We start from the raw sequence: 23270 nt of genomic DNA, 5'->3' as shown, positions 1-23270 counted from the left end.
GCTTGTACCAGCCAGTATCCGCACTAGACTCAAGTAGCACGCGCCGCAGGCAATCCCCCCGCGGCAGCGCTGCCCGAAATGCCCGCTCTACGCTTGCCGTCCACGCTGGCAGGCCTCTTTGTGCAAGGCCTGGTGGGCGCAGCATGCTTTTTCGGCCAGGTTGCCGCCGCGCAGCAAACGCCTGCGCCGGCCTCCGCGCCAGCAGTGGCGGCGCCCGCCGCAGGAACACATGCCGCCGTACGGCGGCTCAACCTGAGCAACAAACCCTGGAAAGGCGATTTCGACGCGATGATCGAGCATCGCGTCATCCGCGTGCTGGTGCCCTACAGCCGGACGCTGTACTTCAGCGACAAGGGCCGCGAATGCGGCCTCACCGCCGGACTGGTGCGGGACTTCGAGCGCTACCTGAACAAGACCTACGCCAGCCGCCTGGGCAAGCGCCCGCTGACAGTCATCATCATCCCCACGACGCGCGACCGCCTGTTGCCCGACCTGGCCGCCGGACTGGGCGATATTGCCGCCGGCAACCTGACCGAGACCGAAGACCGGCTCAGGCAGGTCGACTTCGCCGCGCCGCGCGACCGCAAGCCGGTGCGCGAGCTGATCGTCACCGGGCCCAAGGCGCCGGCGCTGTCCAGCCTTGCGGACCTGTCCGGCAAGACCGTGCACGTGCGGCGCGCCAGCAGCTACTACGAAAGCCTGACGGCCCTGAATGACAGCCTGCGCCAGACCGGCAAGGCCCCCGTTCGGCTTGTGCTGCTGCCCGACGCGCTCGAAGATGAAGATGCGATGGAGATGGTCAACGCCGGCCTGTTGCCGGTGATCGTGGTGGACGACTGGAAAGCCGCGATGTGGGCGCAGATCCTGCCCAACATCAAGGTGCGCGAAGACCTGGTGATCCGCGCCGAGGGCTATATCGGTTGGGCCTTCCGCAAGAACAGCCCGCAGATGCGGCAGGCGCTGGACGACTTCTATATCAACTACCTGAAGAAGCAAGGCGTCGCGGAATACCGGCTCAAGCAGTTGATGAAAAGCATCAAGCAGATCCGCAACAACACCAATGACGCGGAGTACAAGCGCTTCGAGCAGACCATTGCCTTCTTCGAGAAGTACGGCAAGGACTACCGCTTCGACCCGCTGATGCTGGCCGCGCAGGGCTTCCAGGAATCGCAGCTGAACCAGAAGGCGCGCAGCCATGTGGGCGCCATCGGCGTCATGCAGATCATGCCCGCCACCGGCAAGCAGCTCAACGTGGGCAATATCCAGGAAACGGAGTCGAACATCCACGCGGGCACCAAGTACATGGACCAGCTGATGACGCGGTATTTCGCCGATGCGCACTTCTCGGAATCGAACCGCCCGCTCTTTGCCTTCGCCAGCTACAACGCGGGACCCGGCAATATCGCGAAGATGCGCAAGGAGGCCGCGGCGCGCGGCCTGGATCCGGACAAGTGGTTCAACAACGTGGAAATCGTGGTGGCCGAGAAGATCGGCATCGAGACCACGACCTATGTGCGCAACATCTACAAGTACTACGCCGCCTACCGGCTGGTGCAGGACATGCAGGCCACGCGCGCACGCGCGCTGAAGGAGGTCCGCAGATAGCCGCCGTTCGGAGCGGGAGCCGCCGGGAAAGCGTTCAGTCGGCCAGCCCGCTCGAGTCGATATAGCCAAGCGCTTCGGTCACCGCCCGCCTCGCCTTGAGCACGTAGCAGACCCGGCGATCGCGGATCGCCAGCGTGACCACGTCGGCTTGCACCATTTCCTCGAACAGGTGGCCGGCACGCTTGATCGGCATGCCGGCCAGTTGTGCGAGATCGGCCGCGGGCAGCCCTTCGTCGCCCGCCTGCAGCAGCGCCCGGCAGATCTTCACGCGCGCGGGATCGGTCATCAGCGCCATTGTCAGCGCGCTTTCCTGGGTCTCCATGGCCACACCTCGGGTCTTCGGGCAGGCGCTGCCGCCCTCGTTTTTTCCCGTTCTACGCGGGCCAGGCAGCAAAGGCAATAGGGCCGCGCCCCGGCTGCACGATTACAACACGCAGCCGCCGGGCCCGCAGACGGGTGATGCGCCGCCGGCGCCGCTGGTGTTGGCGTGCAGGCGTCGGGCGAGCGATGCCTGAAAGCGCCGGAGGCGGCATGCCCCTCCGGCGCAGGGGCGGGTCAGGCCAGCACGAACGGCAGCTGGCGCTGGCGCTTGCCCGTCAGCACGAACAGCGCGTTGGCCACCGCCGGGGCGATCGGCGGCACGCCCGGTTCGCCCAGGCCGGTGGGCGGGTCCTGCGAAGGCACGAAGAACACATCCACCACTGGCGCGTCGGTGATGCGCGGCGGCGGATAGTCGGGGAAATTGCTGTTCTTCACCACGCCGTTCTCGATCTCGATGGCAAACCCGGGCCGCGTCATCGCCAGCCCGAAGATGCAGGCACCCTGGATCTGCGCCTCGGCCGACAGCGGATTGATCACGCGGTTGGCATGCACGCCTGCGGTCACGCGGTGCACGCGCGGCTCGCCCTTGACCAGCGAGACTTCCGCCACATAGGCCACCGCCGAGTTGAACGATTCGTGCACCGCCACGCCCCACGCATGCCCCTTGGGCAGTTTGCGCTTGCCGTAGCCGGACTTCTGCACCGCCAGCTGCAATGCGGCGCGATGGCGCGCATGCTTGCTCTCGTCCAGCCGCGCTAGCCGGAAGGCCACCGGATCCTGCTTCGCGGCGGCGGCCATTTCGTCCACGAGCGTTTCCTTGACGTAGGCGGTGTGGGTGTTGCCGACCGAGCGCCACCACAGCACCGGCACTTCCACCTGCGGGTGGTGCACCGAAAGCTGCATCGGCAGGCCGTAGTCATTCTCGACCAGGCCTTCGGTCATGGTGGCGTCCACGCCGTTCTTGACCATGAACGGCTCGAACGGCGTGCCCTTCAGGATCGACTGGCCGACGATGGTGTGTTGCCAGCCCACCACCTTGCCCTGCGCGTCCAGGCCGATACGGGCGCGATGCACATGCAGCGGACGATAGTAGCCGCCGCGGATATCGTCCTCGCGGCTCCAGATCACCTTGACCGGTTCGGTGTGGCCGTTGGCCACCCAGGCACGCAGCACGTTGGCGGCTTCCACCACGTAGTCTGACGTGGGCACCGCGCGGCGCCCGAAGCCCCCGCCCGCCATCATGGTGTTGAGCGCGACCTTGTCCGGGCTCAGTTCGAGCGCGCGTGCAATGGCCGCCTGGTCCACGGTCTGGAACTGGGAGCCGACCCACACCTTGACGGCCTGCACCTTGCTGCCAAGCACCTCGGGTTGCAACGTGCAGTTCAGCGGTTCCATCGGCGCGTGCGCGAGATATGGGAACCGATACTCGGCTTCGATCTTGCGCGGCGCACCGTCCACGGCCGCCGCAATGTCTCCTTCGCCGGCGCGCGCCACGGTGCCGGGCTGGGCCGCGAGCTTCGTGTACTCATCGAACAGCGCCTGTGACGACACCTTCGAACCAGCGTCTTCCCACTCGATCTGCAGCGCGTCGCGCGCCTGCTTGGCCGGCCAGTAGCCGTCGGCCACCACGGCCACGCCGGTGCCGCCGCGGTCCACCGGCACCAGCATCACGTCGCTGACGCCCTTGACCGTGCGCGCCTTGTCGGCATTGAACGACTTCACCTTGCCGCCGAAGCGCGGCGGACGCGCCACCACGGCCACCATCATGTCCTTCAAGCGCGTGTCGATGCCGAACGCGGGCTTGCCTTCCAGCTTGTCGCGCGAATCGAGCCGCGGCGTGGGCTTGCCCACCAGCCGGAACTGCGACGGGTCCTTCAGTTGCACCTGCTGCGGCACGGGCAGCGCCATGGCCGCCGGGGCCAGTTCGCCGAACGTGGCGCGCCGGCTGCCCGAAGTCACCACACCCTGCTCGACCTTGCAGCTTGCCGGATCCACCTGCCACTGCTGCGCCGCGGCCGCGACCAGCATGGCGCGGGCGCGGGCGCCGAGCTCGCGGTACTGCTGGAACGAATGGTTGACGGCGGTGGAACCACCCGTCATCTGCATGCCGAAGCCTGGGTCCTTGTACGGATCGCCTGCAGGCGCCAGCGCGGCGCGCACGTTGCGCCAGTCCACGTCCAGCTCTTCGGCCAGCGCCATGGGCAAGGCCGTATGCACGCCCTGGCCGAATTCCAGCCGGTTCACCGCGATGGTCACCGTGTTGTCCGGCGAGATCACCAGGAACGCCTGTGGCGGCGAAGGCGGCGCCTTGGGTGCGCCGCCTTCCTGTGCCTGCGCGAGAGGCACCATGCCCAGCGCCAGGCCGCCACCAGCCAGGCCGGTCAGCTTGAGGAAACTGCGGCGATCCAGCGTCGCCACGCCGGGCTCGCCAGTATCGCCAATGCCGCCAGTGTTGCCACCCTGCGCCTTGCTTGCGCCGGCCAGGGCCTCGAGTCCACGAATACGCATGACAGGCACCTCCGCTCAGGCCAGCGCGCGGGCCGCGTCCTTGATCGCGGCCCGGATGCGCTGGTAAGTGCCGCAGCGGCACAGGTTGCCGGCCATGGCCTGGTCGATGTCGGCATCGGTAGGCCGCGGCTTGGTGCGCAGCAGGCCCACGGCGCTCATCACCTGCCCGTTCTGGCAGTAGCCGCACTGGGCCACATCATGCTTGATCCACGCGTCCAGCACGGCGCGGCCGACCTTGTCGGCGCTCACGCCTTCAATCGTTGTGATGCGCGCGCCAGCCGCCGCCGAGACTGGCGTCACGCAGCTGCGCGTGGCCTGGCCATTGATGTGCACCGTGCACGCACCGCACGCGGCCATGCCGCAGCCGAACTTGGTGCCGGTCAGGTCAAGGTTGTCGCGCAAGGCCCACAGCAGCGGCGTGGAAGGGTCCACGTCGACTTCCTGCGGCTTGCCGTTGATGTTGAGGGTTGTCATGGGGGACACTCCTTGGGTACGTTGCCCGTGGTTCTTGTTCACACACCGTGGCAGTGGCCATTGACCGTCCACCACGGACAAGTGAGCATAGTGCAATTCCGGTCACCTTGCCGGCAGCGGCGTGCCGCGCGGGCGTCATGCACGAACTTTGTGCATCCTGGCACGGTCACTCAGGAATTGACCGGCCGCCGCCTGCCGCCCCAGCAACAGTGACACCGACTATTCCAGATTCCCGCGAACGCGCCGTCGCCACACTCGACAGCATCCAGGCCCTGCGCGGGCTGGCTGCCGCGTATGTGGTGCTCTACCACTCCGGCCTGACACTGGGCACCGGGCAGACGCCCGTGCTCGCGTGGATCACCGCCAACATCATCAAGCGCGGCCATGTCGGCGTGGACGTCTTCTTCGTCATCAGCGGGTTCATCATCGCGTGGGTCGCGGTGCTGGCGCGCCCGCGGCCCGAGACCCCGCTCAGCTTCGTGATCCGGCGCTGCTGCCGGCTGGCGCCGCCGTACTGGACCATGTCGGCGATCCATGCGTTGCTGCTGAACCCGGTCACGCCCGCGGTATTCGCGGCATCGCTCGCCTTTATCCCCACCAGCACCGCGCACGCGCCCTACTATGGCTATCCGGCCCTGTACGTGGGCTGGTCGCTCAACTACGAAATGGCCTTCTACGGCGCTTTCGCGCTCGGGCTGTGGCTTGCGGGCCGGCGGGCGTTGTGGGTGGTGCTGGCGCTGTTCGCGGTTGTCACGCTGGCGCTGCCGTGGTGGCGGTTCGGCGTACCGGCCATGGACCCCGCGCAGGGCTATCCGTTCGCATGGCCGTGGGTGGCGATGGTGAGCAATCCGCTGGTGCTGGAGTTCCTGCTCGGCTGCCTGCTGGCGTGGGCCTATGCGTGCTGGCGCCACCTGCTGACGCGCGGCGCGGCGTGGGCGATGCTGGCCATCGGCGCCGGGTGGTTCCTGGCATCGCTGCCGCTGGTCGGCCCAGATTTCAGCCTGGCGGGCCGTGGCCTGCCTGCCGCCGCGCTGCTTGCGGGCGCCGTCGCGGCCGAGCACGCCGGCCTGCTGCGCGTGCCGCGCACGCTGGTGTGGCTCGGCGAGCTGTCCTACGCGCTCTACCTGGTCCACCCTACGGTAATCGAGAGCGTCAAGCGGCTGATACCCGAACTGGCGCCGGACCAGTACGGGTTGCAACTCGCGCGTTTCGCCATGGACGCCGCGCTGGCACTGTTGCTGGCGATGCTGCTGCACCGCTGGGTGGAACTGCCGGGCATCGCGGCCGGCCGGCGCTGGGCCCGCCGGCAAGGCTGACGGCTCAGTTCCGCAGGCTTGCCAGGTACACGTAGAGCGCGGTCAGGTCGGTGTCGTTCATGCGGCCAAAGGAATCGAACGGCATCACGCCGCTGATGGCCGAGCCGTCAGGCCGCTTGCCGCTGCGCATCATGGCGATGAAGGCGGCGGCATGGTCATAGCGCGCCATCGCGCCGCCGGGAACGGGGCGCAGGTCCGCCGCGGGCGGCCAGTCTGGCGGGGCGCCCGGGATCTTGCCGCCGCGCAGGTCCGCGCGGTGGCAGCCCTGGCAGGCATTGGCCACGTAGCCGCCGTACTGCGCTGTCACCGAGGGCACGACGGGCGGCGAGGGCGGCAGCTTGTGGTCGATCTTGGAAGCCGCGTCGCGTATGAAGCCCGCGCCGTACATGGCGCGCACGAACCAGGGCATGTGGATTTCAGCAGGCGCCCCGAGGCCCGGCGGCAGGCTGCGCAGGTACGCCACCAGCGCGGCCAGGTCGTCGTCGCTGAGCCGGCTGTAGTCTTCGCTGGGCATGACCAGCAGCGGCCGGCCTGACGGCGCGATGCCGTGGCGGATGCTGCGGACCCAGTCGATCGGCTGGTAATGGGCGATCTCCGGGTTGCCGCGCGTCAGGTCGGGCGCACGCACCTGTAGCCCGCCCGGGTCGTCGAACACCTGGCGCCCGCCGGCCGCGGCGCCGTGGCACGCCATGCAGCCGCGCGATTCGAACAGGTACTTGCCATGGGCGATGCTGGCGGCATCGTCGCGATAGCCAACCGGCGCAACCTTGACGTCGATGGTGCGCCCGGCCTTCTGGTCGCCGATCAGCATGGCGCCATAGACGACCCCCGCCGCGGCCACGACCAAGCCGGCCAGCGACCAGGCCGCCACACGCAGATAACGAGCCATGCTGCTTCCCCCGTGCGGACATCGCACCGCCCATGCGGCGCAGACGTTTCAGATTGCGCGGGCCGGCATCGCCATGTCTGTGGGGAAAAGCACACTTGCCCCCCGGGGCAGCGCGCGATCACCCGTGACGCCATCGCCACGACGACCCCGCGGCGGGAGCCGCCATACCAAAAAAAGCGCGCCAGCACCAGTGGCAACAGGCACGGGACCTGCCTGCTGTCTCCGCGCTGCCGGCCGTGCCCGAACCGATACAGTGGCCCTACGCTGGGCGTGGTACGCCCTGACGACGTTGAACCTCCGCACCTGCCTGCCAGAACCGTCCATGACGCCCGACACGGTCGATACGGCCGCTCCTTTCATTGGCGCCCCGCCGCGCCGCTGGCTGCCCATGCTGATCTGCGGCATCGGCTACTTCGCCCTGGCCGCGCTGGGCATCTGGCTGGCGCGCCTGCCGGGCAGCGTAGCCATGCTATGGCTGCCCAACGCCTTTTGCCTGGGCCTGCTGCTGCACCGGGCGCGCGCCGAGGCTCCATGGCTGCTGGCCAGCATGGTCGGCGCCAACCTGGTAGCCAATTTCCTGTTCGTCGACGGGCTGGGCACCGCAGTCCTGCTGGCGGGCGCCAACCTGTTCGAGGTCGCCTGGTCGGCACGGCTGCTGCGCCTTGTCGCCACCCATGCCGGCGCGGACCGGCTCGGTCCGCTCGGCAATTTCGCGGTCACGCTCGGCGTGGCCGGCGTGCTGGGACCCGCGCTGGGCGCCACGGCCGGCGCAGCGGCGCTGACGTGGGTGGGCGACACACGCTTTGCCGGCATCTGGTGGGCCTGGTGGCAGGCGGGTGCGCTTGGCATGGTGGTCCTGCTGCCGCTGGCGCTGACCATCAACGCCGCACGCGTGCGTGCAACCTTTGCGCGCACCATGCTGGCGCCGCAGGCCGGCCTGCTGGCGCTGTGCCTGGCCATTGGCGCCTTTGCGCTGTGGCAGGGTCACGATCCGTTCGTTGCCATGTCGTTGCCGCTGGTGCTGGCGGCAATGTTCGCAAACCCGTTCGGCACGGCACTGCTGACGGTACTGGCCACGCTGACCATGGAGCTTGCGGCGGTGGCCGCGCAGGTGCAGCAGTCAGTGCCGCTGTCGGCGGCCCTGATCATGGTGTTTCCGGTCTGCATCGCCTACCTGGCCGAGCAGAACCGCCATGGCCGCGCCAGCCTGCACAGCAGCGACCAGCGCTTCCGCCAGGCCATGGAACATTCGGCCATCGGCATGGCGCTGACCGGGCTGGACGGCCGCTGGCATACCGTGAACCGCGCGCTGTCGGACCTGTTCGGCTACAGCGCTGCGGAATTGCGCCAGCAGCGCTTCCAGGACATCACGCACCCCGACGACCTCGACGCCGACCTGCGCCAGGTGGAACGGCTGCTGGCCGGCGAGATCGAGTCCTATCGCATGGAAAAGCGCTTCCTGCACCAGGACGGCGAATACCGCTGGGCCTTGCTGGCGGTCTCGCTGGTGCGCGACCAGCAAAGCCAGCGCCCGCTGCATTTCATCGCGCAGATCGAGGACATCCACATGCGCAAGCTTGCGCAGGAACAGTTCGAGCAGCTTTCGCGCCGCACCCAGCTTGCGGTGGAAGCGGGCGGCGTGGGTATCTGGGAATGGGACTTCACCAGTTCCGGCATCACCTGGGATACCCGCATGCACGCGCTGCACGGCACCGACGCCGCGCACGGTGCGCCGGTCATCGCGCAATGGATCGCCATGCTCCACCCTGAAGACGTCGGGCGCGTCAACGGCGAGATGCGCAAGGCCATCCGCGGCGACGAGCCGTTCGACACCGAATACCGCATCGTGCGGCCCGATGGCGAGGTACGCCACGTGCGCGCCTTGGCCAATGTCACGCGCGGCGACGACGGCACTGCGCATGCGCTGGTGGGCACCAACTGGGACATCACCGAGCAGCGCCGCCTGACCGAAGCCCTGTTCGAAGAAAAGGAACGCCTGCACATCACGCTGCAGTCGATCGGTGACGCCGTGATCTGCACGGATGCCGGCATGCGCGTCACCTTCATGAACCCCATTGCCGAGCAGCTCACGGGGTGGACCATGGCCAGCGCGAGCGGCCTGCCGCTCGAACGCGTGTTCCGCATCGTCGACGAAGTCACCGGGCTGCCCATCCCCAGCCCGGTCGAAGCCTGCCTGCAGACGCTCACACCCGCCTACCTGCAGGAGGGCGCCGTGCTGCAGAGCCTGACCGGCGAGCGCCACGACGTGCAGGATTCCGCCGCGCCGGTACTCACCGCCGCCGGCGACGTGCTGGGCGCGGTGTTGGTGTTCCAGGACATCACCACGGCGCGGGCGATGCAGCGCGAGCTGGCCCATTCGGCCATGCACGACGCGCTCACCGGCCTGCCCAACCGCACCTGGTTCGAGAAGCGCCTGCGCGAGGCCTGCGACGCCGCCCGCACGCAGGGCCACCGTGCCGCACTGTGCTTCATTGACCTGGACCGCTTCAAGATCGTCAACGACACCGCCGGGCACGGTGCCGGCGACATCCTGCTGCGCGAACTGGGCTACATGATCCGCAACCACGTACGCCCCGACGACCTGCTCGCGCGGCTGGGCGGCGACGAGTTCGCGCTGCTGCTCAAGGACTGCACAGTGGACCAGGCCGAGGCAATCGGCCAGGGCGTGATCGACGCCATCCGCAGCCGGCGCTTCCCGTGGGACGGCCGCGTGTACGACGTGGGGGCCAGCATCGGCATTGCCGCGATCGACCAGGACGTGCCGCCGGCCGGCGAACTGATGAGCCGTGCCGACGTGGCCTGCTATGCCGCCAAGGCCGCCGGGCGCAACCGCGTGTCGGTGTATCGCCGCGACGAAAGCGACGCGCGCCGCCACCATCGCGAACTGGAGGTGGCCGCCGGCATCCACTCCGCCCTGGAAGGCAACCATTTCCGGCTATTCGCGCAGGAAATCCGCGCGCTGCAGCGCGAGGCGTGCAAGGGATGCGACGGGCACGAGGAGCGCCATGTCGAGATCCTGGTGCGCATGGTCGACGAGGACGGCGAGCTGATCATGCCCGGCGCCTTCATCCCGGCCGCGGAGCGCTACGACCTGATGGGGCATATCGACCGCTGGGTCATCCACAACGTACTGCGCGAATACGGCGAGCGGCTGCGCGCTGTGCCAGGCCTGTCGGTATCGGTCAACCTGTCGGCCAATTCGCTGGGCGAGCCGTTCCTGCTGCCCTTCCTGCATGCCGAGCTGGAACAGTCGGCGCTGCCCGCAAACCGCATCCGGCTCGAGATCACGGAAACGGCCCTGATCAACAACATGGCCGCCGCCACCCGCCTTGTAGCGGAAATGCGCCGCGCCGGCTGCACGGTGGCACTGGACGACTTCGGCTCCGGCCTGTCGTCGTTCGCCTACCTGAAGCAGTTCCCCGTGGACTACCTCAAGATCGACGGCAGCTTTATCCGCAACCTGGCCGACAACATGGTCGACCGCGAAATCGTCAGCTCGATCAACGACATCGGCCACCGGCTGGGCGTGCGCACCGTGGCGGAATGGGTGGAAGACGAGCGCACGCTGAACGCGCTGCGCGCGATCGGCGTGGACTACGCGCAGGGCTACGCCATCGGACGGCCGGTGCCGCTCGATACCTATCTGGCCGAATGCGGCGAATACGACGAATACCAGACCGGCAGCGTCGCAAGAGACTAAAGGCCCATACGCGGGCACCTGCCCGCATTGCATGCCGCGGCAGCTGTTCGGAAATCCGAACAGCTGCCGCATCAAATATCCGGAAGGCCGAACGCAGGCGCCGGAGTCACTTTTTTTCTCCTTTTATTTCAGTGGCTTAGCGTGCCTTCGGAGGCATGCGGCCCTGGCACGCGTCGTGCAAAGTAAGGCGCCGCCGACAGGGCCAACAGGAAGGCAGGCCGCTCCCGCGACGTGCCGGCCATGCCAAGAACCAAGGAGGAGACATATGACGGAACCCACCCATCCACATGCCCGCGCCGCCCAGGCGCGAATGCGGCGCCTGTTGCCCCGCTGACGTCCCCGGCCTGCGCCGGCGCGACGCACCGCCCTTCCGGCGGCACGGCGTTCCGGCCCGGCCGATCCCGCAATACAGCCGTCCGGCTCCTCCCCGTCTTGTGGCAAGGAACCGGGCGCACGGCCTGACTCACGATGAAACTGAACCGACTGCCCACCCTGATCTTCATTGCGATGCTGCTTGGCGTGCTGGTCGGCACCGCCGCGCACCATCTGTCGCCGGACGCCGCCACCGCCAAATCGATTGCGGACCACCTGTCCATCCTCACCGACGTGTTCCTGCGGATGATCAAGATGATCATCGGGCCGCTGGTGTTCGCCACGCTGGTGGCCGGCATTGCCAGCATGGGCGACGGCCGCGCCGTCGGCCGCATCGGCCTGAAGGCGATGGCCTGGTTTGTCGGCGCGTCCATCACCTCGCTGCTGCTTGGCCTGCTGATGGCCAACCTGCTGACCCCGGGCCACGGCATGAACCTGCCGCTGCCGGCTGCCGACGCCGCCTCCAACCTCAAGACCGGAGCGCTGAACCTGCGTGACTTCGTTGCGCACATGTTCCCGAAGAGCTTCGTCGAGGCCATGGCCACCAACGAGATCCTGCAGATCGTGGTGTTCTCGCTGTTCTTCGGCTTTGCGCTGGGCACCGTCAAGGATGGCGTGGGCAAGCCGGTGCTGCAAGGCATCGAAGGCCTGGGCCATGTCATGCTGAAGGTGACCAACTATGTGATGGCGTTCGCGCCGGTGGGCGTATTCGGCGCCATCTCGGCCGTCATTACCGCGCAGGGCCTGGGCGTGCTGGCGGTCTACGCCAAGCTGCTGGGCAGCCTGTACCTGGCGCTGGCGCTGCTGTGGATGGCGCTGATCGCCGGCGGCTACTTCTTCCTGGGCCGCGACGTGTTCCGCCTGCTCAAGCTGATGCGCGCGCCGCTGATGATCGGCTTCGCCACGGCCAGCAGCGAATCGGCCTACCCGAAGGTGATCGACCAGCTGACCCATTTCGGCGTCAAGGACCGCATCACCAACTTCGTGCTGCCGCTGGGCTACTCGTTCAACCTGGACGGCTCGATCATGTACACCTCGTTCGCGGCGCTGTTCGTCGCGCAGGTATATGGCATCCACCTGTCGCTGACCCAGCAGGTCACCATGCTGCTGGTGCTGCTGGTCACCAGCAAGGGCATTGCCGGCGTGCCGCGCGCCTCGCTGGTGGTGGTCGCCGCCGTGCTGCCGATGTTCGGCCTGCCCGAGGCCGGCATCCTGCTGGTGCTCGGCATCGACCACGTGCTGGACATGGGCCGCACCGTGACCAATGTACTTGGCAATGCGATTGCCACGGCCGTCGTCGCCAAAAGCGAAGGCGCCATCGGCGCGCCCGTGCCGTCCGACGAGGATGAACCCGTCGCGGACAGCGCCCCTGCCCTGGCACCCGTCCAGGCGCTGGCGGGCAAGTAAGCCGCCCTGTTTCCGACGGGGCGCGCGCCGGAGCCCGGCTGCCGATCAGGCAGCCGGGCTTTTTTTTCCTCGCCGATTTCCGGGGCAAGGGCGCCGATCGGCCCATTGCAGATACTCCAGCCTCGGGGGCCCCGGTGCCCGAAGCGGTCTCACATGAAGCCCGGGTTTCGCGGGAGATAGCGCGTCCAGTCGCCGTAGTCGCGCGTCGACATCAGCACCATCGGCAGTGCGAATCGCATGCCTTGGCTGGCCGCTATCGCCAGTGCATCGCTCGTCCCGGGAACGAACGCGGAGATCTGCTTTGCATCCCCCGCGACGGCCATCGCCAGCGCCGTCCGGAATGCACCAGGCATTGCATGCGCGTGCATGACCGCCAGAGGACCTACGTGGCCCGTTGCGGCAACGTACGCGTAGCCGACACGCTCGCCTCCATCTTCGAGGAAAACGCCTTCCATCCTGGAATCGCCCAGCAGGTACCGGTGATGCTTCTCTCGCGAAACACCCAGGGTTGCGACGTCGAGCTGCCTCAGCATCTCGAGATCGGCGGCAGTCGTCCGGATGGGCGTCGCGCGAAGCACGGGACCCTGCGCGTGACGCACCAATGCCTCACGCTCGGCGCTGCACAAATGAATGGGCACGCGCGGAAGCAAGCCGTGCCGCACGTACAGCCCCTGGGACACGACGTTGAAGGCGAAGGTAATCAGGCTCATTTCGGTCGCACCGGCCTGGCTCGCATGCTGCATGGTGCGGTCCAGCAGTTCGTTGCCGATGCCCTGTCCCTGCCGGCCGGGTGCAACGAACAGTTCCGCCAGGAACCAGAGCCGGCCGCAAACCCAGCTCAGGGCAAAGCCGGCAATCTCGCCATCGTCCTCGGCCAGCCACACGCCGCGTGGATCGTCCCGAAGGCAGAACGCCTGGAAATCCGGACGCCGCGACGTGGCGATCGGCCCGAAACCGTGGCGGACGGTCAGGTCGTTGATGCTGCGGGCAACCAGTTCTTCCGCGCGTGCCAGTTCATCAGCGCTTGCAGGTCGGACAACGAGCGGCATGGGCACCTCCTGCGTGACAACGTCTGGATGTATAGCAGAAGGCCACGGCAAGGCCAAGCGCCCGATCAATGGCTGCGCCGCGCCCGATGGCCATTACGTCGCCCGGTTCGACAGCCGCGGCTGGAAGCGGCTGTGCGCATCCCCGGACCACGCAGCCCGTACTTCGGCTGCCAACTCCGCGGCGCGGCCCTCATAGCGTGGCGAGAAATGAAAGGGGGTTACCGCGCGGGCACCCATGCAGCGGGCGATCCGGCCGGCCTGGGCCGCGGTCAAATGGTTCTTGCGCAAACCATGAGCGCTGTCCTGGTCCAGAAACACGCTCTCGATGAACAGCTCGTCGACGCCCTGCATGAGTTGCGACAACGCTTTCACGTTCTCGTCCGAGTCGCGCAGGTCGGTGACGTAGCCGATACGCCGGCCAGGTCCGACATCCAGGATCAGCCGGCTCAGCTCGCCAACGTGCCGCGTCGCCGCGTGATCGCCCTCGCGGTCGCGCCATTGCACAAGAATCGGCGCATCGTCGGGCACGCCAGTCAGGACGGCGTGCTTCAGTTCACGCAGCCAGGCGCCTGTCGTCAGGCCTGACGCGATCAGCCGCTCCTTGTTGATACGGGGCCGGGCCTTTTCTTCCACCAGGTAGGCCAGGCAAGGTGTTCCATGATCCACGAAGCACGCGCGCACCCGGAAGGTCGACTCCTCGTGCACGATGTCGCCGGTACTTCCCGTCAGCACCTCACCCTGCCTCGCGAAGCCGTGCCGGCTGGAAAAGCAGGCGCTGCGCCGCTGCCAGTCCAAGCCCAGTTCGACCGCTTCAACTGTCAGCTCGACTGCATAGCGATGGACCACATTCCACGTATAGCCGTGCAGCTTGTGCTCGATCTGCGCGAGGAATCCTGGTCCGCCGTACAGCACGATACGGTCCTTGCGCCCGAGCAGCACGCGCAGCAGGTGGTCGAAGCCGGAGAAATGATCCATGTGCCCATGCGTGACGAACACATGTGACAGCCGCATCAGCTCGCGCGGCATCAGTCCGGTGATGTCGCCCAGATCGAACAGCATCGCGCGCCGTTCGTCCAGGAAGTCTACGAACAGTCCAGGATCGCCAAAGACATCGTTGACGAGGCGGACTTCCAACAAGTGACGCATGATGGTCACGGCGCCATGAACACCGTCAGTTCCTCCGTTCCCAGGCATGCCCGGGAACTCGACATCGACATCCTATTCGCCAATTCCAGCCCCGCCAAGGCGCGTGTCGATCGCATGAATGGCAAGCTGCGGGAACAATGCCGCGCGGCTGGACCACCGGCCGCTCGGCAGATCAACAGGCGCAGCCAGACGCTGGAGCGGGGGCTTAAAGGCACACCGTTGCCCTGTCTGCGTGCGGACTGCGGCTGATACCTGCTGTCGGCCGTAAGCGGCCATGAAGGGACACTCGTCCGATGCGTCATCGAGACATTCACATGGCAGCTCAGTAAGCGGCCATTCGAACCCGGATACAGCTCAATCCACTGGGAGTGACGGCTATAGCAACCTACGCCCATATTTCGTGCGGCACGCCGAGTAAGTGAGCAATACCAAAGAGTTGATGCCGGTATTGCTCAAGTGCGACTCACTGCAAAATGGTACGCTAACGCTATAAAAACCCTCGTCGACAGGTCGCATGAAGCTTATTCACGGAAAAGACATCCAGCTCGCACTTCGAGAAGTAAGGCCGGAAAGCATTGCAGTGGCTTATGTCGGCGCAGACTGGGCCCAATTTATAGATAGTTCAATGCTCCGAGAAATCGTACTTTCTCCGACCCTGGGAACTAATCCCACTGCGGTCGCAGAAGTGGCAGCCCACGTTGGCTGGGAGAATGTTCATTTCCTCGACAACCTCCATGCGAAGTTCTATATCGGAAAGGAATCCGCCGCAGTCGGCAGTTTCAATCTCACGGCCAACGGGCTGAGCGCCGAGGGACTGGAGGAAGCAGGCTTTCTCGTGCATGAGCGGCACACTGTTGACGAACTCCATAACGTCATGGAATCGTACAAGCGCCAGGCTATGCTGGCCTATAGCACCGTTGCGTCAAAGCTTGCACGTCTGTCGGAACTGCGGGCGATGTGGGACCGGGCGATCAAGAATCGCGTCATCAGGGCAGATGCCCGGGACGTTGACTTTGGCTCATACGAATTTCTCGCGGCCGATGAAATCTATGTCTGCCCTCTATGGGGCAGCGTGACCTACAGCGAGCAAATCGTATCGGAGTCAGTGATAGAAGACTGCATTTCATTCCTCGAATCTGACAAAGTTTCGCCTGATCGCTGGATACTCTGCTGGCATACAAGAAGAGATGGATTCCCCGACGAGCGCCATCGACCCTATTGGCTGCACATCGACGAGATTGTTCCTCACGGGGCAGTCGATACCGTCTACACAAAACTAGCCATCCAACGAACCGACCGCGCCCCACTGCCACCGCCGTTCGATCTCACCGACGCAGTCGTCAGTGCATTGCGATCTGTGCTGAAATCGGACCGGTTCCCTCCGCTCCGCGGCAACGTGGACCCGTGGTCGCTAAATGCGACATTACCCTACCTTCAAGAGTTTTTTGTCGCTATGCGCAGTCAACTCGGCGGCAACCCCAAGAGTGACAACCGCCTACCCCGTACGCGCTAGGTTGCGCATCTGGCTTTGGGCTAGACCACGAACGTCCGCTCTGCGCTACTCTGACTGGCCGTTCAGGGTCGTAAGGCGCGTGTCGGCACCTCTCAGTTTGGACATGAGCAGCCGGTTACTCCCCTACGGCGGACCTTGCACAACGGCCTGCGTCGGGCAGCTACAAGCTCTACCCAGCCTCAGCCGGAGCCAGGAGAGATATCGTGCTGTCCCACCATGTGCGGGACGCCGCTTTTAGTCAAGACGCGTCAACCATAGCCGATTCGCCAGATCTGCTGTCAGGGACTTTCACCCTTTACTCCTTGTCGATCAGCCGGCGATCACTGTATATTTATACAGTTGTCGTCGCATCCCGGAAAGCTGGCTCCTGAAGTCAAGCCCGTGCGGCGCCTGCGCTTTTTCTCCCCCACCTCGAAAGGCAATCATGTTCGTGGACCGCACCGAAATCATCAACGCCGCCAAGGCACTGCGCGCCAGCCAGGAAGAATCCAGGTACAGCAAGCTCGTCGCGCTCGCGAACAAGCAGCTCAAGGCAATGCAAACGGCAATCCAGAGGGGCAAGGAAGAATTCGAGACCAGACTGGTACTCGACATCAACGAAGACAATCCGCAAGCAGCGCTGGAACCGCGCGCGCAACGGCTAGCCGACGACCTCAGAGCGCAGGGCTACACCGCAACGGTGACCACGTTTGCCGAGGTCAGCACCGACCGCAAGAACTGGACGCCGAATATCACGGTCGCCATCGGTCTGGGCGACATGGTTTCCGAAGTCGACAGCGAGATAGTGGAAAGCACGGTGACCGACGAGACGGAGGTCGCGGTAGCTGGCGAAGCTGTGAGTGAAATGGCCTGACGGCGGCGGGCAATCCTAGATAAGGCACGGCATCACGGGGCTTCGCGCACGGTCGCGTGCGTGATGGCTGTTCCTACAAGGGAAATCTGCACGCGATCTACCAGTGGCGCCCGATGTAGGAAACCGTGGCGTATAAGGACGCAATGCCTGCGCTTTGATCGAACGAGGACTGTCACCCTACATGGCAGATCTCACTGGTAGGAACATGCTCGCGCCGTGAGCCTGTGCGCGGCTATCCCTGCTGGCTTCGTCGAGGTCGGCGATCGGCCAACTACGGTCGTTGGCCCGCGCATACACGCGGCCATTCAAATGTCGGCTTTGTACTAGACGACGGCCATTCTGTGCAGGGCGGGCCCGTGCGTCTCCAACCAGCCCTCACGCCACTAGTTGATCATGCAACTTCATCCAGGTAATGCCATTGAAGACGCTGCACGTCCACTGACAGTGCGTCACGTAAGAAGCGGGCTGTGTCGCCCCATTCCTGTTCGATGGTTTGCAGTGACGCCTGCAAATAGCCTGCGCGGACTTCCAGCAATGGCATAGCGACGTCCGGTGCAATATCGAACGAAGTAAGCCGTGCGAGCAGGCCTTTGATCAGGCGCTGGTTCCAGTGGTTCGATTCGAGATAGTTCGCCAAAATCGTGTCGGGCGCGACATCAAGCGCAGACAGCAAGAGCATTGTGGCAAAGCCAGCCCTGTCTTTCCCCGTGCTGCAGTGGTACAGCATCGTGGGGCCTTTTTCCGCCTCCTTCAGGAATGCACTGAAGGCCGACTGGTGCTTTACCGGGAAATCGCGATAGACCTGCAACATGAAATCGTCCATGTCCTGCTGCGTGGCGGCCTGCAGGCGCGGCACCAAGTCCTTCATGCTCATGCTGCCTTCCATTACCGGCAGCGCCACCCAATTGAAGGCATCGGCAAAACCAGCTTCTTCGGGTGACTTTTCTTCGGGAGAACGGAAATCGAGGACCACGTCGAGACTGAGGGCTCGCAGAGTTTGGAGATCGGCAGCGCTGGCCATCCCCGGATTTCCGCTGCGAAACACTCGACCCGAGCGTACGCGCCTTCCGTCGCGGCTACGCAGGCCGCCGAGGTCACGCAGGTTTTGGACATTTTCTAGCGGCATCGCTGTGTCCGTGAGGACAGCTCCTGAAGCGGGACTTGTCTGAGAAATCGCTGGAGCTGCGGCTCCCGATAGAAGTGATGCGATCTGGCTTGTCATATGTACTCTGGGTCTCTTCAAAACACAGCCGAAGTAATCCCCCGGCACACGTGAGCCAGTATTGGCGAAGACCCCGCTGCTCATTTGACATTTCGGGACCACTGTTTGACGCTTCGGGACTCCCCTCGGAAAGCCCTCGGCCCTCAACATCAATGCGGCGGCAAGGCAAATGGCGATGACCGCTCACTTGATCAGTACCGCCGTTCGACCTAGACGCGCCAATCGGCAGAGAGGGGTCGTTCTGCGCCCTCCATACCCGCAAATCAGCAATGAATCTTTTCTTGTGAACAGCGCTCCAACGGGCCATGGTCAATCGCCGTGAGCGGGCAGCGGGTTGATGCCGGGAGAGCGACAAAAACAGGCCGACGAGAGACGGCCTGCGTCACAAGGGGCGAGCCGGGTGCGGGGTCTGCCAGGCCCGGCAACGGGCAGGTGCACGCCCGACAACGAGCGGTTGCCCGATGCAGGAGAGCCTGAAGGCCGCACGCCGCCGGGACACTCGCCGCCCGGACTCCATCCCCCGGCCTCCGGGGTGTGGTAAAAGTAGGCGCCCGCTGTCTCCCGGCGGCGATCCACCTGCCTGCCCAGCCGCCTTACCCAGCACCTCATGACCGGCCCGCTAGATCCAACCGGCGACCCCGCCCGCCATCGCGCCCCCCGCCCCACCACCGCCCTGCGTGGCGCAGCGCCGCTGCTCGCGCTGCTGGCGCTGGCCGTGCTGGTCGGCCTGGCCGGATGGCTTGGCTACCGCTACAGCTACGACACGGCCCTGGCGCGCCAGGCGGAGCGAGGACAGGTCCAGCTGCGCCTGTACGCCCAGGCACTGGAAAGCGAACTGGCGCACTACGACTACGTCCCCGGACTGCTGACGCTGGACGATCGCATCGGCACGCTTTTGCGCCAGCCAGGCGACGCCGCCGCGGTGGCGCGCGCCAATGAATACCTGTCCGCCCTCAACACGCGCGCCGGCACCCGCGTGGTCTATGTGCTCGACGCGCGCGGCAAGGTGCTGGCCACGAGCAACTGGCAGCGCCCGGACAGCTACCTGGGCGAGGACCTGAGCTTCCGCCCGTACTTCCGCGCCGCCATGGAGGGCCAGCTCGGCCGCTTCTATGGCGTGGGCACCACGCGCGGCGAGTCGGGCTACTACCTGTCCGCGCCGCTGGGCGGGCGCGACAACCCCGACGGCGTGGCGGTGGTCAAGATCGGCCTGGAACCGCTGGAAAACCGCTGGCAGGGCGCCGACAGCCAGATGCTGCTCGCGGACGAGAACGGCGTGGTGATCCTGGCGTCGGACCCGTCCTGGAAGCTCGCGACAATGCGCCCGCTGTCGCCGGACGCACGCGAGCGCTTTGCGCAGAACCTGCAATACAACCGCGCACCGCTGCCGCAGCTGCCGCTGTCGGAAGTACGCGTGCTCGGCAATGGCAGCGACCGCCTGGTGCGGCTGCGCCAGGGCCCGCCGATGCTGGCGCAGCAGGCCGCGCTGCCCGGCACCGACTGGCATCTCACGCTGCTGTCCAACACGTCGCAGGCGCGCGTCGCGGCGCTCAACAGCGCGGCGCTGGCCGGCGTGCTGATGGCGTTCGTGCTGCTGCTGGGCGCGGCCTGGAACGTGCGCCGGCGCATCATCGGCGAGCGGCTCGCCGCACGGGCCGCGCTCGAAGCGGCCAACAGCGAGCTGGAACGCAAGGTTGCCGAACGCACCGCCGACCTGTCGGCCACCAACCAGCGCCTGCAGGCCGAGGTCGCCGAGCGCATCCGCACCGAGGCCGTGCTGCGCCAGGCCCAGGACGGCCTGCTGCAAGCCGGCAAGCTGGCCGCGGTCGGGCAGATGTCGACCGGCATCGCGCATGAACTCAACCAGCCGCTGGCGGCGCTGCGCACGATCTCGGGCAATACCGGCAAGTTCCTGGATCGCGGCGACTACGAGACGGTCCGCGCCAACCTCGGCACGATCATCGGCCTGGTGGAGCGGATGGGCCGCATCACCGGTGCGCTCAAGTCGTTCGCGCGCAAGCCGGGCCCCGGCAAGCCCCAGGCGGAACTGGCGCAGGCCGTGGACAACGCGCTGTTCCTGCTCGGCACCCGCATCGAGGCCGTGCAGCCCCGGCTGCAGTGCGAGGTCGAGCCCGGGCTGGCGGTGGCCTGCGACCCCAACCGGCTGGAGCAGGTGCTGGTCAACCTGGTCGGCAACGCGCTCGATGCCGTGGCGGGACGCGAGCAGCCGATGGTGTCGCTGCATGCCCATGTCAGCGGCGGCCAGGCGCACCTGACCGTGCGCGACAACGGCCCGGGCCTGTCGGAGGAAGCGTTCTCGCAGCTGTTCGAGCCGTTCTTCACGACCAAGCCGGCTGGCGAGGGCCTGGGCCTCGGCCTGACGCTGTCGGCCGGCATCCTCAACGAGAACGGCGGCAGCCTGTCCGCCTCCAATCATCCCGACGGCGGCGCCTGCTTCACGCTGGTGCTGCCGCTGGTCCGCCAGGAAATCCCGCATGCCGGCTGAACTGACCGTACTGATCGTCGAGGACGACGCCGACGTGCGCCTGGGCTGCGAGCAGGCGCTGCGGCTGGAGGGCATCGCCACGCGCGGCGTGGCCAGTGCCGAGGCCGCGCTGCGCGAAACCGCGGCGGGCTGGCCCGGCATCGTGGTCAGCGACATCCGCCTGCCGGGCATCGACGGCATGGCGTTGCAGGCGCAACTGCGCGCGCGCGACCCGGCGCTGCCCGTGATCATGATCACGGGGCATGGCGATGTGGGCCTGGCCGTGCAGGCGATGAAGCAAGGCGCCTATGACTTCCTGGAAAAGCCGTTCTCGCCCGAGCAACTCGTGGACGCCACGCGCCGCGCGCTGGAGCAGCGCCGCCTGTCGCTCGAAGTGGCGGAACTGCGCGAGCGCCTGGCCGGCCGCGACAAGCTCGAGGCACGGCTGATCGGCCGCTCTCCCGCCATCGAACGCCTGCGCCGGCTGATCGCCGACCTGGCCGACACCGCCGCCAATGTGCTGATCCACGGCGAGACCGGCACTGGCAAGGAACTGGTGGCGCGCTGCCTGCATGAAGCCAGCCGGCGCCATGCGCGCAACTTTGTCGCCATCAATTGCGGCGGCCTGCCCGAGCAGCTGTTCGAAAGCGAGATCTTCGGCCACGAGGCAGGCTCGTTCACCGGCGCCGCGCGCCGCCGCATCGGCAAGGTCGAGCATGCAGAAGGCGGCACGCTGTTCCTCGACGAGATCGAGAGCATGCCGATGCCGCTGCAGATCAAGCTGCTGCGGGTCCTGCAGGAACGCGTGGTGGAGCGCCTGGGCTCCAACGAGCCCGTGCCGGTGGACACGCGCGTGATCGCGGCCACCAAGGCCGACCTGCGCGCGCTGTCCGATGCCGGCCAGTTCCGCTCCGACCTGTACTACCGCCTCAACGTGATCACGCTGGAGCTGCCCGCGCTGCGCGAACGGCGCGAAGACGTGCCGCTGCTGTTCGAGCATTTCGTGGCCCAGGCCGCGCTGCGTTTCGGCCGCGAGGCCGTGCCGGCCACGCCGGCCGAGCTGGCCACGCTGGTGGCCTACCCCTGGCCCGGCAACGTGCGTGAACTCCGCAACCTGGCCGAGCGCCACGTGCTGGGGCTTGGCTGCGACCCGGGCCATGGCACCACGGCCCCGGAAGTGCTGCCGCTGGCCCAGGCGGTGGAGCAGTTCGAGCGCGCGCTGATCGCCGATGCGCTGCGCCGGCACGACGGCAACCTCAGCCGCGCCAGCGAGGCGCTGGGCGTGGCCAAGACCACGCTGTTCGACAAGACCCGCAAATACGGCCTGTAGCGCACAGCAGGCCAATCCGGGGGAACTGTGGCGGCGCATGGGGGTCTGCCTGCAAGCAGGCTACCCGTCGTGGCAGATTGCAGGAATGTGTGTCAAAGAACAAAAATGCCAGCCGATTATTGTTCAAGGCCAGTGATATTCTGCTCTTTCCGGCATATTATTGGGTTTCGGCATAGCCAGCGCAGACCAGGAAATGGGCAAATCCATCACGGTCCGCGCACGGACAAGTGCGAACCAGCGCGAGCCAGTGCAAATCCGCACGAGCATACCCGCACCGTCACGGCGATCCGGTCAGGCAAGAACAAAACATAGCAGCGGCGAGCTGCAGTCCGGCCAGGGAGCGGGCCGGCAATCAGGGTCAGTCAACCATGATGACGGCATCAGGCCGTGCGGCGCAGGTGCCTGGCGCAGCGCGGGATTGTCATCGGGATTACTACGGGTGAGTGGATGAAACTGGATCCGGCACTGGCTGAAAAGCCATACTACAGCACGCGTACAGCGGCAAAACTGCTCAACGTGTCGTTGGGCACCGTACAGAAGATGGTCGAGCGCGGCGAACTCGGCGCCTGGAAGACCAATGGCGGCCACCGCCGCATCCACAAGGAAACCGTGCACCGCCTGCTGGCGACCCGCGTAGGCCATGACGCGCAGGCGAACGGCAACGCGCTCGACCTCGTGGTGTTCCACCCCAATCACCAGGAAGCGCAGCGCATCCACGGCCAGCTGGGCAAATGGGGCCTGCCGCTGCGCACGGCGGTGGTGGACGACCTGCTCGACACGGTGATCGCCTCGGTCAGCGCGCACCCGCGCGTGGTGCTCTACTACGTCGACGAGCTGAACGACGCGGAGTCCGCCACCATCGAGAAACTGCAGAATTTCTTCTCCAGCCTGCACGTGGTCTTTGCCGTCATCACCAACCGCCAGGCTTACGACGGCGTGGCCGATGCACTGCAGCACTGGGGCATCATGGTGTTCCTGAAGACACCCTCGCTCGAAGAGGTCAAGGGCTTCCTGCGTGCGCAGCTGATGATGGGCCGGGCAGGCTGAAGCCCCCCGCCC

General features: G+C 66.3%; 17 protein-coding genes. 10 read left to right on the top strand and 7 right to left on the bottom strand.

Annotated elements, in window-relative coordinates:
• Positions 1-78 precede the first annotated feature (78 nt).
• Complete coding sequence (locus tag LDO29_RS00790) at positions 79-1605, top strand: MltF family protein (protein ID WP_224077893.1); 1527 nt, start codon at positions 79-81, stop codon at positions 1603-1605.
• A 34-nt stretch (positions 1606-1639) separates the two neighbouring features.
• Here LDO29_RS00790 and LDO29_RS00785 read toward each other — a convergent pair whose 3' ends face one another.
• From LDO29_RS00785 to LDO29_RS00775, 3 genes are all read right to left on the bottom strand, one after another.
• The gene (locus tag LDO29_RS00785) at positions 1640-1927 is read right to left on the bottom strand and encodes a helix-turn-helix domain-containing protein (RefSeq protein WP_224077892.1); all 288 of its coding nucleotides are present in this window, start codon (positions 1925-1927) and stop codon (positions 1640-1642) included.
• A gap of 233 nt (positions 1928-2160) precedes the next feature.
• Positions 2161-4434: a xanthine dehydrogenase family protein molybdopterin-binding subunit gene (locus LDO29_RS00780; RefSeq protein WP_224077891.1), complete on the bottom strand. Its 2274-nt coding sequence runs from the start codon at positions 4432-4434 to the stop codon at positions 2161-2163.
• A gap of 15 nt (positions 4435-4449) precedes the next feature.
• On the bottom strand, positions 4450-4908 hold the full coding sequence (locus LDO29_RS00775; protein ID WP_224077890.1) for a (2Fe-2S)-binding protein: 459 nt from the start codon (positions 4906-4908) through the stop codon (positions 4450-4452).
• Between the two features lie 209 nt (positions 4909-5117).
• Here LDO29_RS00775 and LDO29_RS00770 point away from each other — a divergent pair, with 209 nt between their 5' ends.
• Positions 5118-6224, top strand: a complete 1107-nt coding sequence (locus tag LDO29_RS00770) for an acyltransferase family protein (RefSeq protein ID WP_224077889.1) — start codon at positions 5118-5120, stop codon at positions 6222-6224.
• A 4-nt stretch (positions 6225-6228) separates the two neighbouring features.
• Here LDO29_RS00770 and LDO29_RS00765 read toward each other — a convergent pair whose 3' ends face one another.
• On the bottom strand, positions 6229-7113 hold the full coding sequence (locus LDO29_RS00765) for a c-type cytochrome (protein ID WP_224077888.1): 885 nt from the start codon (positions 7111-7113) through the stop codon (positions 6229-6231).
• A gap of 322 nt (positions 7114-7435) precedes the next feature.
• Between LDO29_RS00765 and LDO29_RS00760 the strand changes: the two genes are divergently transcribed.
• Together LDO29_RS00760 and LDO29_RS00755 are read left to right on the top strand one after the other, a co-directional pair.
• The gene (locus LDO29_RS00760) at positions 7436-10834 is read left to right on the top strand and encodes a diguanylate cyclase (protein WP_224077887.1); all 3399 of its coding nucleotides are present in this window, start codon (positions 7436-7438) and stop codon (positions 10832-10834) included.
• A 468-nt stretch (positions 10835-11302) separates the two neighbouring features.
• On the top strand, positions 11303-12613 hold the full coding sequence (locus tag LDO29_RS00755) for a dicarboxylate/amino acid:cation symporter (protein ID WP_224077886.1): 1311 nt from the start codon (positions 11303-11305) through the stop codon (positions 12611-12613).
• 149 nt (positions 12614-12762) lie between these two features.
• Here LDO29_RS00755 and LDO29_RS00750 read toward each other — a convergent pair whose 3' ends face one another.
• Entirely contained in the window at positions 12763-13662 is a 900-nt protein-coding gene (locus LDO29_RS00750; protein ID WP_224077885.1) for a GNAT family N-acetyltransferase, read from the bottom strand.
• Between the two features lie 93 nt (positions 13663-13755).
• Positions 13756-14808 (bottom strand): ribonuclease Z, encoded by a 1053-nt coding sequence (locus LDO29_RS00745; protein WP_224077884.1) that lies wholly within the window; start codon positions 14806-14808, stop codon positions 13756-13758.
• Positions 14809-14823: 15 nt separating this feature from the next.
• Between LDO29_RS00745 and LDO29_RS00740 the strand changes: the two genes are divergently transcribed.
• From LDO29_RS00740 to LDO29_RS00730, 3 genes are all read left to right on the top strand, one after another.
• Positions 14824-15057 carry a hypothetical protein gene (locus LDO29_RS00740; protein WP_224077883.1) on the top strand — a complete coding sequence of 78 codons (234 nt, stop codon included), beginning with the start codon at positions 14824-14826 and terminating at the stop codon, positions 15055-15057.
• A gap of 265 nt (positions 15058-15322) precedes the next feature.
• On the top strand, positions 15323-16321 hold the full coding sequence (locus LDO29_RS00735; protein WP_224077882.1) for a phospholipase D family protein: 999 nt from the start codon (positions 15323-15325) through the stop codon (positions 16319-16321).
• Between the two features lie 424 nt (positions 16322-16745).
• Positions 16746-17174 carry a hypothetical protein gene (locus tag LDO29_RS00730; RefSeq protein WP_224077881.1) on the top strand — a complete coding sequence of 143 codons (429 nt, stop codon included), beginning with the start codon at positions 16746-16748 and terminating at the stop codon, positions 17172-17174.
• A gap of 391 nt (positions 17175-17565) precedes the next feature.
• Here LDO29_RS00730 and LDO29_RS00725 read toward each other — a convergent pair whose 3' ends face one another.
• A complete protein-coding gene (locus LDO29_RS00725; protein ID WP_224077880.1) occupies positions 17566-18300 on the bottom strand; it encodes a tyrosine-protein phosphatase in 735 nt (244 codons plus the stop codon).
• A gap of 703 nt (positions 18301-19003) precedes the next feature.
• Here LDO29_RS00725 and LDO29_RS00720 point away from each other — a divergent pair.
• From LDO29_RS00720 to LDO29_RS00710, 3 genes are all read left to right on the top strand, one after another.
• On the top strand, positions 19004-20902 hold the full coding sequence (locus LDO29_RS00720) for a sensor histidine kinase (protein ID WP_224077879.1): 1899 nt from the start codon (positions 19004-19006) through the stop codon (positions 20900-20902).
• Entirely contained in the window at positions 20892-22211 is a 1320-nt protein-coding gene (locus tag LDO29_RS00715; protein WP_224077878.1) for a sigma-54-dependent transcriptional regulator, read from the top strand. Before LDO29_RS00720 ends, LDO29_RS00715 begins: the two co-directional genes overlap by 11 nt.
• Positions 22212-22658: 447 nt before the next feature.
• On the top strand, positions 22659-23258 hold the full coding sequence (locus LDO29_RS00710; RefSeq protein WP_224077877.1) for a helix-turn-helix domain-containing protein: 600 nt from the start codon (positions 22659-22661) through the stop codon (positions 23256-23258).
• Positions 23259-23270: the final 12 nt, after the last annotated feature.

The organism is Cupriavidus laharis (genome assembly GCF_914271435.1).
In the GTDB taxonomy this organism is placed as follows: Bacteria; Pseudomonadota; Gammaproteobacteria; order Burkholderiales; family Burkholderiaceae; genus Cupriavidus; species Cupriavidus laharis.
The sequence above is the reverse complement of the archived record's forward strand: the minus strand, read 5'-3'. Positions and strand labels throughout refer to the sequence as shown.